Annotated in this window: 10 protein-coding genes; all 10 read right to left on the bottom strand. The window is 56.2% G+C overall.

Annotated features, from left to right (window positions below; translation table 11 throughout):
• Nucleotides 1-50 precede the first annotated feature (50 nt).
• Nucleotides 51-1,472: a type IV pili methyl-accepting chemotaxis transducer N-terminal domain-containing protein gene (locus DS901_RS15770; protein ID WP_113777855.1), complete on the bottom strand. Its 1,422-nt coding sequence runs from the start codon at nucleotides 1,470-1,472 to the stop codon at nucleotides 51-53.
• Between the two features lie 199 nt (nucleotides 1,473-1,671).
• Complete coding sequence (locus tag DS901_RS15765; RefSeq protein ID WP_113777854.1) at nucleotides 1,672-3,264, bottom strand: phosphate ABC transporter substrate-binding/OmpA family protein; 1,593 nt, start codon at nucleotides 3,262-3,264, stop codon at nucleotides 1,672-1,674.
• A gap of 128 nt (nucleotides 3,265-3,392) precedes the next feature.
• The gene (locus DS901_RS18825) at nucleotides 3,393-3,557 is read right to left on the bottom strand and encodes a hypothetical protein (protein WP_181820894.1); all 165 of its coding nucleotides are present in this window, start codon (nucleotides 3,555-3,557) and stop codon (nucleotides 3,393-3,395) included.
• A gap of 277 nt (nucleotides 3,558-3,834) precedes the next feature.
• Nucleotides 3,835-4,908, bottom strand: coding sequence for a BMP family ABC transporter substrate-binding protein (locus DS901_RS15760; protein ID WP_113777853.1), 1,074 nt, complete (start codon nucleotides 4,906-4,908; stop codon nucleotides 3,835-3,837).
• A 23-nt stretch (nucleotides 4,909-4,931) separates the two neighbouring features.
• Complete coding sequence (locus tag DS901_RS15755) at nucleotides 4,932-5,846, bottom strand: ABC transporter permease (protein ID WP_113777852.1); 915 nt, start codon at nucleotides 5,844-5,846, stop codon at nucleotides 4,932-4,934.
• Entirely contained in the window at nucleotides 5,846-6,925 is a 1,080-nt protein-coding gene (locus DS901_RS15750) for an ABC transporter permease (protein WP_113777851.1), read from the bottom strand. Before DS901_RS15750 ends, DS901_RS15755 begins: the two co-directional genes overlap by 1 nt.
• The gene (locus tag DS901_RS15745; RefSeq protein WP_113777850.1) at nucleotides 6,912-8,435 is read right to left on the bottom strand and encodes an ABC transporter ATP-binding protein; all 1,524 of its coding nucleotides are present in this window, start codon (nucleotides 8,433-8,435) and stop codon (nucleotides 6,912-6,914) included. Before DS901_RS15745 ends, DS901_RS15750 begins: the two co-directional genes overlap by 14 nt.
• Entirely contained in the window at nucleotides 8,432-9,172 is a 741-nt protein-coding gene (xdhC, locus tag DS901_RS15740; RefSeq protein ID WP_113777849.1) for a xanthine dehydrogenase accessory protein XdhC, read from the bottom strand. Before xdhC ends, DS901_RS15745 begins: the two co-directional genes overlap by 4 nt.
• Nucleotides 9,169-11,469, bottom strand: a complete 2,301-nt coding sequence (gene xdhB / locus DS901_RS15735) for a xanthine dehydrogenase molybdopterin binding subunit (protein WP_113777848.1) — start codon at nucleotides 11,467-11,469, stop codon at nucleotides 9,169-9,171. The genes xdhC and xdhB overlap by 4 nt, the downstream gene beginning before the upstream one ends.
• A complete protein-coding gene (locus DS901_RS15730; RefSeq protein WP_113777847.1) occupies nucleotides 11,466-12,818 on the bottom strand; it encodes a xanthine dehydrogenase small subunit in 1,353 nt (450 codons plus the stop codon). The genes xdhB and DS901_RS15730 overlap by 4 nt, the downstream gene beginning before the upstream one ends.
• Between the last annotated feature and the right edge of the window lie 165 nt (nucleotides 12,819-12,983).

The following is a 12,983-nucleotide window of genomic DNA, read 5'->3' as shown; positions in this document are numbered from 1 at the left end:
GGCGCGTGCATTGCTGCGCGCGCCTTGGTTCGTGAGCGGTATTTCGTGTGTTACATCAGACTTTGGACATTGATCCCGAATGTCATTGCGCCGATGGCTTCGCCGGTGTCTGGGTCAACGACGGTCAGTGATGCTTGGGCTTGGTAGAAGCCGGTGCTGTCATCAAATTCGATGTCGCTGATGTGCAGCGCATCCGGCCCAACGCTATAGGTCTGCTGGTGCTTGGCTTCGTCGCCTTGCCAGAAGTCAGAGGTTGCCACGCTTTGTGCGACGTTCAAGCCGAGGTAGTCCATGATGAACACTTCAGTCACGAAGCCAGCGGTTTCTTCTTGGTGCATGCGCAGCCATGCGGACACATCGTTTTCCAAAGCCGTTGTCATCAGTGGTCCACCATCGCCAGAGGCTTCTGCCCGCCACTGCTGGTCAAGCGCGATCACGGCATCTTCGGCCATTCCAGCGTTGGTGATGTTTTGTGCTTTGACCGCATCGATCACGCGCGGGTCCGCAGCCCAAGTCCGCAGTTCTGCATCAACATATGCCTCGAGAGGGACCCGGAAGGTGCCTTTTTTGCCCGGTGCGGCGATCAGGTACAGCGTGATGATGTTGTTCATCTCAAGCACGAGTTCAGTCGTGAGCGCATTTGAGGCGCTGACGTCCTCGGGTGTTGCCGCGTGTACTTCCCCCAGGATTTCGTCGTAGATCACGCGGTTTTCTTGCCAAGCGGCATGGGCCTTGTCCAGTTCCGCTTGAACCATCTCATTTGGCGGTGGATTGATCCCTGCGGCAGGCATCCCGTCACGCAATGCGTTCAAAGTCAGATCGAACGTTTCGACCGTTTCTGCCAGTTCACGTCGTGCTTCTTCGAGGTGAACCCCATGCGCCAGTTCGCAGGTCGCGCGTGTCATCCGGTGTGCCAACATACGTTGACGCCCCGCAAAGTTCAGCACAGTTGCATCGCTTTGCAGCAATTCTTGTGGGTTGGTGTATTCGCCGGAAATGTCGGCGGCCATGATGTCGGTTTGCTCAAACAGCGCGTGATACCCTTCGGTAATGATCGCGACTTCTTCGTCTGTCGCGGTCCCTTCAAGCATATGAAGCGAAGCGGCTTCCATCGGGTCCCAAAGTTCATGCGTTTTTGCAATTGCTTGCAAAATGCGCGGTGTGGTTTCTTCGCCGGGCATGCCGAGCGCGCGGTCGCCATGTTCCAGCCCGTGCAAGATCGCGTCAAAATAATCGTGAACGTGCTGAAGATCGACGCGAGCGGTTTCTAGGTCATATGCGCCGTCATAGCGGCAGCTCGCAGAGGCAAGGGCTTCGGTCATGCCGCGCAACGCAAACGCGCGGTTCACACGGGCCTTGCCGCCATCATAAAGCGCGGGGTCAAGCGATTGCGCGTGTGGGGCAGTCGCACCAAGCGTCATCAGCGCAATACAAGCTGTGCCCAACAGTTTGGTGGTTTTAAAAGGTGTCATCGTAAACTCCTATGCGTCGCCAGATTTGCATGCCACAGGCTGCGTCTGGCAGTCGTGTTTGAGGATCTGCGTTCCGGTCGCCGTAGGCATCCAAAAGATGCGGCATCAAAGCAGCGCGCGCATGGCGTGCACTAATCGGGAATTAACAGAGAGAATAGGGGAAATGGTGGCGGGCGCTGGTGTGCGCCCGCCCGATGGTTTAGCCGTTCGCGGCTTCGATCCATACTTCAACGCGGCGGTTGATTTGGCGTTCGTTTTCGGAGTTGTTACACGCTGATGGTGAAACTTCACCGTAACCAGCTGTGTCCATTTCAAGTCCTGCCAAGCGGTCGCCTGCGAGGTTTTGCAGTTCTGCCCGGACTTGAGCTGCACGAGATTGCGACAAATCACGGTTGCTGTCGAATGCGCCTACATCGTCTGTGAAGCCAACGAACAGAACCTTTGTGCCTTCTGGCTGCGTTTCGAGATAGTCGGTCAAACGCTCAAGGTTCAAGAGGCCACGTTCATCAAGGTTTTGCGAGCCGGTGCGGAAGCGGAATGTTGTTGACAGGCGGTCATAGTCAACCATCTGAGACAGCATTTCGCGCATAACACCACCTTCGTAGGCGTCAACATTGGGGTCGAGCAACGTACGCGCGCGGCCACTATCAAGTGATTGTTCGCGACGATCAACGCCGAGGTCAATAAACCCGGCTTTTGCGATGACTTCGTCTGCCGCTTCGGATTCAGCGTAGTGGATGAAGTCCATTGTTGCGGCGTCTGCGGTGTCGTCACGTGTATAGAGGTACAAGAGACGCTGTAGCGCGTATTCTTGGGTCCGGGCTGAGAACGCGTCAGGTGTCATTGTGATCCCGCAATCGTTCACCAATGTCAGCGCGCTTGCGCCACGTTGGAACGCGTAACCGACAAAGCCGATCGCTGTTTCATCTGCGTTGACTTGCGCAGCCATTTCGTTGTTCCCAGGAACGACGATTGTGTCGGACAAAGGTGCTGGCGCTTGATCGCCAAATACACGGCTCATAAAGACTTCACGGGTACCAGAATCTGTTGCGCGATCAACCAAAGTGATTGTTGCATTGTCGCCGCCCAGTTCGGACCAATTCGAGATGCTGCCGTTATAGATGCCGCGGAGCTGCTCCATAGTCACAGTTTTCACAGGGTTGTCTGGGTGGGTGATCACAACCAAGCTATCGACCGCAATGATGTGTTCGCTATCGATGCTGACCATGTTGCCTGCGCCGTCAGCGCGGAGCGCACGTGCCTCACCCGGGGTGATGCGGCGTGATGCCATGCCAACCTGTGCAGAACGATCAAGCAAAGTGGCAAATGCGTCGTTAGAGCCTGCTGACGTGACCAAGTAAGAACCAAGCGGATCACCAAAGCCTTCGTCGCCAACCATTTCGGTAATGAACTGGCCGTCTGTGCCGGTACCTGTTTGTGTTGCGTCGGCGTTTAGGTTCGCAGCGTAACCAGACAGCAGCAGCGGCATCACACCAAGACCAATCGCGTCGGAACCAACGATGGTGATGTCGGCGTCAGCGACGCCAAAGGTTGGGCAGTCAGCACCTTCACAGCTTACACGGGATGCAGCGATACGCAGTTCACCAAGAGCTGTGCGGATGACGTAGTTGTTATCTGTGAACGAAACAAACTCACCCACGAGGTTCACTGTGCCATCAGCAGACTTTAGCGAAACTTCGCCAGCCATCGTTGCCGCAGGTGCAACAAGCGCTGTCGTCAGCGCGACTGTCGAAATTATATTTTTGTAAGACTTAAAGACGCTAAGACCCATGATTGTTCTCCATAACTCGTTGTTCAAATTGTAAAAGCTGTGAGCATATTTCCGCCCAATGGTGATTAGAAACAACCTATACTTTTGTATAAGCAGACTGCCGCAATTCAGTTTGCAACTTTTGATTGTTATTTTACCGTGTAATCGAAATAGATTCGTAATCGTTCTAGATTTTGGGCGTGCGTTTCTTCCGGTGGAACGGCTAAAGCCAAGCAAAAAAATCCAAGTACTTCTTTTTTAACGTGTTGATTTAAAAAATAATTATTTTCATCATAGCGGCGCTCAATACTCATCAGTAATAGTCTACTTATTTTAGTGTGTCTTTCCTGACGTGTTGGTGGAAATAATGCGGAATGCAACCTTTGGCTGAGTATGTGTCACTAATGTGTCCGTAGGTGGTGTGATGGGAGTGTGAATGAAGGCAAATAAGGCGAGCCACTGCAATCAGAGCGAGGTGGGTGATGCCTTTGAGGCGAAGAATCGTATCAGCGTATGTGCCAAGGGTAGTGTAAATACCAAAAAAGGCCCCACCTTTCGGTGAGGCCAATTCTAAAACGGTCTTATCGGGGTTTATTGTGGAATATCGCCTGTCAGACCTTCAACGTAGAAGCTCATGCCGGCCAATGTGCCGTCGTCAGCGGTTTCGCCATCAGCCAACCATGCTGAACCGTCTTGTTTGTTCAGCGGGCCAGTGAAAGCATGGTATTCGCCAGATGCGAGGCTATCACGCAGGGCTTCTGCCGATGCTTTTACGTCAGCAGGTACCGCATCAGAGATTTCACCGATGCCAACCATGCCAGCTCCGATACCATCCCAAGTGTTTGTGCTTTCCCATGTGCCATCGATCACAGCTTGTGTGCGGGCGATATAGTAGGGTCCCCAGTTGTCGATGATAGAAGACACGCGTGGGAATGGACCGAATTCAGCCATGTCAGACGCCTGACCAAATGTCACAACGTTGCCAGCTGCCTGTGCTGCTGCCTGCGGTGCAGTTGAATCTGTGTGCTGCAAGATCACGTCAGCGCCTTGTTCGATCAGAACACTTGCGGCTTCGGCTTCTTTTGCCGGATCAAACCATGTGTAGGCCCAAACTATTTTGAATTCGACGTCAGGGTTCACGGCTTTGGCTTGGATGTAGGCCGCGTTGATGCCACGGATGACTTCGGGGATCGGGAATGACCCGATATAACCGATGACGTTGCTTTCGGTCATTTGACCCGCAATGTGCCCTTGAACGGCGCGGCCTTCGTAAAAGCGCGCTGAATAAACAGATACGTTGTCGGCTTGCTTATAGCCTGTCGCGTGCTCAAACATCACGTCAGGGAATTTTTCGGCCACGTTGATGGTTGGGTCCATGTACCCAAACGATGTGGTAAAGATCAGGTCAGCACCGCCAAGTGCCATCTGCTGCATAACGCGCTCTGCGTCTGCACCTTCTGGAACGCTTTCAACGAACACAGTTTCAACCGCTTCGCCGAATTCTTCTTCAACAGCCAAGCGGCCTTGGTTGTGTTCATATGTCCAGCCGCCGTCGCCGACGGGGCCAACATAGATAAAGCCAACCTTGGTTGGATCGTCAGCAAAAGCTGTGGTTGAAAGGCTCGCGGCAAGTGTTGCCCCTGCCAAAATAGTTTTCATCGTCATAGATTTCCCCTTGGTGGTGTGCCTCAACGTGAGGCGTGAAATGATTGGCCCAGTGAACCTGGCGCGCGTCCAGACCGCATAATAACAAGAACGGCGATGGTTGCCAGATAGGGCGACATGGAAAGATATTCGACAGGGATCGCCATCCCCGCCGCTTGTAAGTTTAGCTGTAAAACAGTCACGCCGCCAAATAAATAGGCACCCAGCAAAAGCCGCATGGGTTTCCAGCTAGCAAAAACCACAATCGCCAGTGCGATCCAGCCAGCACCCGCGGTCATACCTTCCGTCCATTGTGGCACCCGGACCAGCGACAGGTACGCGCCGCCAAGTCCCGCACAGGCCCCGCCGAACATAATCGCCAGCATCCGCACCCGCACAACATGATAGCCCAGCGCGTGGGCCGCCTCGTGGTTTTCGCCGACCGCACGCAGAACCAGACCCGCACGGCTGAATTTCAGGAACGCCCAAACGGCCACGACAATGGCCAACCCGACATAGACCATAGGGTCATGCTGGAACACGATGGGACCGATGACGGGAATATCGCCGAGCAGTGGAATATGCCAATCGGGGAATTCTGGTGCTTTGATCCCGATATAGTTTTGGCCCATCAGTGCCGATAGCCCTAACCCGAATAGCGTTAGCGCAAGCCCTGTGGCGACTTGGTTCGCAAGCAAAAACTGTGTCAGGAACCCGAATAACAACGACAGGACCGCGCCGCCAATGGCTGCGCCGATAAACCCAAGAAATGGCGATCCGGTATTCACCGCCACGATAAACCCGCAGACAGCACCGGTGATCATCATGCCTTCAACACCAAGGTTCAAAACCCCCGCACGTTCGACGATCAATTCACCGACTGCCGCCAAGATAATCGGAGTTGCCGCCACCATAAGCGAGGCAAGTAAGAGAATGGGATTGATTGCTGAGAGGTCCATTAGGTTGTTGCCCCTTTGCCAAATCGCACGCGGTAGTTTGTTAAGACATCTACCATCAGTAAGAAAAACAGCAGCATCCCTTGCATCAGTTGGATTGCAGCGCCCGGAAGCCCGAGGTTAGATTGCGCGATTTCGCCGCCGATGTAGGTCAGCGCCATGAGCCCGGCGGCCAAAAGAATACCGATGGGGTGGAGCCGCCCGAGGAAGGCCACGATAATTGCGGTGAAGCCGTAGCCCACGTTGAAATCAATGCTGATTTGACCTGCTGGGCCTGCGACCTCGAATAGGCCAGCGGCCCCGGCAAGCCCGCCTGAAATGCCCATGCAGACCAGCACCAGTAGTTTCGGGTTCACGCCCGCGAACCGTGCCGCCCGCGGACTTTGACCAGCAAGGCGCACGTTAAATCCAAATTGGTGCCGCGATAGGGTCACATAGGCAAAGATCACCGCGATGAACGCCGCGACGACACCCCAATGCATGCCTGCGTTTTCCGAAATCCAACTGCTTGCGCTGTCATATTTGGCCAAGTTGCGCGATCCGGGGAACCCCATGCCTTCGGGGTTGCGCAATGTGCTCAGCGCCATGGACGCGAGTAACTGTTCAGCCACATAGACCAACATCAAGGACACAAGGATTTCGTTGGTGTCGAATTTGACCTTTAATATTCCGGGTATCAGCGCCCAAAGCATCCCACCCAACACGCCTGCGATGACCATCAGCGGAAAGATAAAGATCGATTCAGTTGGGTAGACGGCCAACCCAACAGCCGCGCCGCAAATGGCGCCTACTATATACTGGCCCTCGGCCCCGATATTCCAGATCCCAGCGCGAAACCCAAACGACAACCCAATCGCGATTAAGGCAAGCGGTGCGCCTTTGATCAGCAGTTGCGGGCGGTAGAACCATGCGAATTCAGAAAACAGCGGATCAAGGAAAATGGTGCGGATCGTTTCCAGCGGGGCCTTGCCCAATGCCGCGAACAGCAATCCGCCGCAGATCATTGTCAGGATCACCGCGAGGATCGGGGCCGCCAATGTCCACGTCTTTGATGGCTGGGGGCGTTTTTCAAGCATCAACATGGGCGACCTCCATATCATGCGCGCCACCAAGCAAGAGGCCGATTTCCTCGACGGTCAAACCCTGCGCTGGGCGTGGGGCGGACAGCCTGCCTTCGTTCAACGCAGCAAAGCGGTCCGAAATTTCCATCAGCTCGTCCAAATCCTGCGAAATACAAATCACGGCGGCACCATTGGCAGCCAAATCAAGCAGGGCCTGACGGATCGCGGCGGCGGCAGAGGCATCGACCCCCCATGTTGGCTGGTTCACGACCAAGACAACGGGGTCTTGCATAATCTCGCGCCCGATGACGAATTTTTGCAGGTTCCCACCCGAGAGCGACCGTGCGGTGTTGTTGGAACCCGGCGTGCGCACATCAAATGTGGTGATCACGTCCTCGGCAAAACTGCGGGCCTTGCGCCAGTTCAGGAAACCTTTAGTGGCCAATTCTTTGCGCGTGGTCGCGGTTAGCGCGGCATTTTCAATCAGCGACATATCGGGGGCGGCGGCATGACCCATTCGTTCTTCGGGCGCGGTGAGTAGACCGCCCTTACGGCGTTGATTTGGTCCCAAGTGACCGATGTTTTTACCTTGATAGCTGATCATGCCATCTGCGGTGCGCATTTCACCGGACAGGGCCGCGACCAATTCGTCTTGGCCGTTACCTGCCACACCGCCGATGCCCAGCACTTCGCCCTTTTTCACGTCGATTGTGATGTCCTGCAAGGCGGTGCCAAATTGATGTGGGGCATTGGCGGAGAGTCCTTTGAGCGCAAGAATGGTATCGCCTGCCGCACGTGCGGCGCGTTCAGGCACATGTAGCGCAGAGCCCACCATGAGTTCGGCCATATCGCGCGCACTTGTCGTCCGTGGGTCGCAGGTGCCGACCACTTGGCCTAACCGCAATACGGTCGCATTCTTACACAAGGCGCGAATTTCTTCGAGTTTATGTGAGATATAAAGGATCGCGGTGCCTTCCGCGCTCAGCTTGCGCAGGGTTTTGAATAGGATTTCGACTTCTTGTGGGGTCAGCACCGATGTCGGTTCATCCATGATTAGCAATTTGGGATCTTGAAGAAGGCAGCGAATGATTTCGACCCGCTGGCGTTCTCCCGCCGACAATTCGCCCACGATCCGTGTTGGGTCCAACGGTAGCCCGTATTGATCCGATACCGCGCGGACCTGTGCCGCGATTTCGCGCTGCGGCGGCGGGTTTTCCATGCCGAGCGCGATATTTTCTGCGACGTTCATCGCGTCAAACAGCGAAAAATGCTGAAACACCATCGCCACGCCCGATGCGCGCGCAGCGCGGGGTTCGGTTGGCGTGAATGGCGCACCATTTAGCATCATCGTGCCACTGTCGGGTTTGACCAACCCGTAGATCGTTTTCACCAAGGTGGATTTTCCCGCGCCGTTTTCACCCAAAAGCGCATGGACCTCGCCGGGCAGAATGTTGAACGATACATCTTTGTTGGCGACGACACCGGGGTAGGCTTTGGTCAACCCGGACAGGGCAAGTAACGGTTGTGTCATGCGGTACGGTCCTTGGTCCGGTGTTTCTGGTCGGCGATCATCGCGGTCGCCACGCCAAGCGCAAGGGCCGCCGGGTGTTTGCCAAGTGATGGATCCCCGATTGGACACGCGATACGTGCAATTTGTGCGCGCGTGTGCCCCAATGCCGCGAGACGTGACTGAAAACGCGCCCATTTTGTCGCAGAACCGATCAGGCCGACGCTGTGAAAATCGCGCGATAGAATCGCGTGGCACAGCGCAAGGTCCATATCGTGGCTATAGGTCAGGATCAGGTGATCTGCATTTGCGGGCGCATGTTTGACGGCTGCGGCAGGGTCTGTTGCGATCAATGTGGTGATGTCGGTCTGTGGAAACCTGTCGGCGGATGTGTCGATCCAAGTGATTGTGAAATCGGGCAACGGGGCCATAACGTTGACGATAGCCCGCCCGACATGGCCCGCACCATAAATCCACAAAGGCCGGGTTTGCGGTGCAGTCATTGCACCGGCCTGTTCCCACAATAATGAAACGGACCCGCCGCAACATTGCCCAAGGCGCGGTCCAAGCGGGATCGTTTGCTGCTGCGGTGCAGAACCATTTTTCAACATGGTGCGCGCTCGTGCGATTGCATCAAATTCAAGCCGCCCACCGCCGATTGTCCCATCGGTGCGGTCTGCCCAGACCATCATTTGTGTGGCCGCATCGCGCGGGGTTGATCCGGCGGTCTTTGTGATTGTGATGCGGATGCTGTCTGTCATGCGCGGGTGCGTCCGACGGCGCGCAAGATTTCTTCGGCGGTGGCCGGGGCTTGCAGGTCACCGTAGTGTGGCCCGCAGGCGCGGACTGCATCTGCCAGCGCAAGGAATGCAGATATACCCAACATGAACGGCGGCTCACCCACGGCTTTGGACCGATAGATGGTTTGCGCAGGGTTCGGCGCGTCCCAAAGCGCCACATTGAAAATATCGGGTCGGTCAGAACAGGCCGGGATTTTATAGGTTGATGGCGCGTGGGTGCGCAGCCGCCCTTTGTCGTCCCAGATCAGTTCCTCGGTGGTTAGCCAACCAGCACCTTGGACATAACCGCCTTCGACCTGGCCAATATCAAGGGCGGGGTTAAGGGAGGCACCCGCGTCATGCAAAATATCCGTGCGCAGAATGCGGTTTTCACCTGTCAGCGTGTCGATGACGACTTCGGTGATTGCAACACCTTGGGCGAAATAAAAGAACGGGTTGCCCGTGCCTTTGACACGGTCCCATTTCAGGCCGGGCGTTTTGTAAAACCCTGTCGCCGAAAGGCTCACCCGGTTGAAATAGGCTAGCCCTGCGGCCTGCGCGAAGGTAAAGGTTTGCCCAGCGACAGTGACTTGCCCATCTGCAAATTGCACCTGTGCCGGGGTGGTGCCGTTGATATCTGCCAGACAAGCTGCGATCCGGTCCCGGATCGTGTCGCATGCATTGGCGACAGCCATCCCGTTCAAATCTGACCCAGACGATGCCGCTGTCGCGGATGTATTGGGGACTTTGGCCGTATCTGTTGCGGTGATTTTCACGGCGCTGACATCGATCCCAAAGCGGCTGGCCGCGACCTGCGCCACCTTTTGAAACAGACCTTGGCCCATTTCGGTGCCGCCGTGGTTTAGATGCACAGAGCCGTCTTGATATACATGCACCAATGCGCCCGCTTGGTTCAGGTGCGATAGGGTGAATGAAATTCCGAATTTCACAGGGCTGATCGCGATCCCTTTTTTCAGGATCGGATTCTCGGCATTCCACGTGGCGATTGCGCTGCGACGGTTGGCATAGTCAGAGGTTTCCAGCAGGCGATCCGTCATGTCGTGCAAAATGAAATCAGTGACGGGCATGTGGTAGGGTGTCGTTTGAACGTAGGGTGGATCAAGATCCACCTTACGGGGCATTGGAGCATAATAGTTGCGTTGCCGCACGACCACCGGGTCGATCCCAAGATCATCGGCGATATGATCCATCACCCGTTCAATGCCAAACACACCCTGCGGTCCGCCAAACCCACGGTAAGCGGTGGCCGATTGGGTGTTGGTTTTGAGCCGGTGCGATGTGATCCGCGCGGCGGGCAGGTGGTAGGCGTTATCCGCATGCAGCATCGCGCGGTCGGCGACCGGAAGTGATAGGTCAAGTGCCCAACCACAGCGGGTCATTTGTGTAAAATCGACGCCCGTCAGCTTGCCGTTGTCATCGTAGCCCGCCACATAATCGATCCGGAAATCATGCCGCTTTCCGGTGATCATCATATCATCGTCGCGGTCGTATCGCATTTTGCAAGGGCGGCCTAAGGCTCGCGCAGCCACCGCACAGGATACGGCCAACGCATTGCCTTGGCTTTCTTTCCCGCCAAAACCGCCGCCCATGCGCCGCACTTCGACCCGGACGCCATGCATCGGCACGCCAATGGCCTCAGCAACCTTATGTTGGATTTCGGTGGGGTGCTGGGTCGACGAATGCACCAACATATCGCCACCCTCTTGCGGCACTGCGACGGCGGCTTGCCCTTCGAGGTAGAAATGCTCCTGCCCGCCCATGTTCAACGTACCCGATACTTGGCGGGGCGCATCCGATAGTGCCGCATCCACATCGCCTTTGGCCCAGATAACGGGGCCATCTTCAAATCGGCTATCAGCGGCAAGCGCCTGTGCGATCGTCAGGATCGGGGTTTCTTCGACGTAATCCACTTTACCCAAGCGCGCCGCTTTGCGGGCGCTCAGGTGGCTATCGGCAACAACTAAAAACAGCGGCTGGCCGAGATAATGCACCGTCCCGGTGGCCAGCAATGGTTCGTCATGCACCGATGGCGATACGTCGTTTTCAAACGGCAAATCATCCGCCGTGATCACGGCCACCACACCGGGTGTGGCACGCACGGCATCAAGCGTCATCGTATAGCTGCCGCGCGCGATCTCTGACGTGCCAAAGGCCAGATGCAAGGCGCCCGCTGGTGTCGGAATATCGTCGATATACCGGGCGGCCCCGGTCACATGCAGTTGGGCAGCATCATGTGGAAGTGGTTTTGCAACGCTCATGGGGTCACCTCTAAAACGTTGGTGGCCTGTCCCTTGCTGTCCGCGAAATAGCGGCGCAGCAGATTTTGCGCGATCTCGAGGCGATAGGTGGCCGATGCCCGCATATCAGACATTGGCGTATAATCAGCTGCAAATGCGGTTACCGCCGTGTCGATCGTGGTCTGCGTCCACGGCTGCCCAATAAGCGCGGCTTCAACATTGGATGCGCGGTGCGGTGTGCCTGCCATGCCACCAAAGGCGATGCGTGCGTCTGTCACCACGGCATCGGTGACCGTGATATTGAAACAGCCGCAGACAGCAGAGATATCTTGGTCAAAGCGTTTCGAAATTTTGTAGCAGCGCAGGTCTGGCGCGGATTTGGGGATGGTGACCCCTGTCACCAGTTCACCCGGCGCGCGATCTTGTTTGCCGTATGCGATAAAAAAGTCTTCGATGGCCATGTCGCGGGTCGCATCCCCGCGACGCAGGTGTAACGTGGCCCCCATAGCGATCAGCGCGGGCGGGTTATCCCCGATGGGCGACCCGTTCGCGATGTTCCCGCCAATCGTCGCAGCATTGCGCACCTGATCGGATCCATAGCGGCGGATCATATCGGCCCAATGCGGATGGTGGTCACGCGCAAGCGCCAGAACCTCGGTCATTGTCACGGCCGCGCCAATATGAATGTCTTCATCAATATTGATCGCCCGCAGTTCCGCGCAACGGTTCAAGAAAGCCACATTTGGCAGATCCCGCAATTGCTTGGTCACCCAAAGCCCCACATCTGTGGCCCCCGCGATCAGGGTCGCATCCGAGTTGGCGGCGTACCATGTGGCCAGTTCATCGAGCGTTTGGGGAGCATAGGGGGCTGGGGGCACAGCGGGTAAGTCATCGTCGAGCCATGTTGGTATGGGGGCTGCTTCAGCAGCTTTGGCTGCGCGAATGATCGGCGCGTAACCGGTGCAGCGGCACAGGTTGCCCGCCAACACATCGTCATGATCAGTGCGGCCTTGGGCGTGGCCTGCGGCCATAGAGGCGATAAACCCCGGGGTGCAAAAGCCGCATTGCGATCCGTGATGTTTGATCATCGCGTCTTGGACCGGGTGCAACTGGCCGTCAGGGCCACTGATACCTTCGACGGTGCGCACGGATTTCCCATGCAGTTGGGGCATGAACAGAATGCAGGCGTTCAGGGCTTTGTCGCCGCCCGCGTCGCGCACCAGAACCGAACAGGCACCGCAGTCGCCTTCGTTGCAGCCTTCTTTGGTGCCGTTTAATCCGCGTTCCACGCGCAACCAGTCAAGCAGGGTCTGCGTCGGTGCCGCATCAACCTGCACGGTTTCCCCGTTCAGAAGAAACGTGACATCCATAGTGTAAACCTGCCGCCTTACCAAATATGCAATGCACCCCAATGCGTCGATGCGGCGTAGACGCGTTAGGAACCCAACCCATCAAAGCGATGCAATGGCGTCTTGGCAAGGATAAACATGCCGTGCACTGCAAAATATTTAACTAAATGATCAATTTTTAGGCGA

Origin of the sequence: Loktanella sp. D2R18, from assembly GCF_003318235.1 — a bacterium.
Taxonomy (GTDB): Bacteria; Pseudomonadota; Alphaproteobacteria; order Rhodobacterales; family Rhodobacteraceae; genus Yoonia.
The sequence above is the reverse complement of the archived record's forward strand: the minus strand, read 5'-3'. Positions and strand labels throughout refer to the sequence as shown.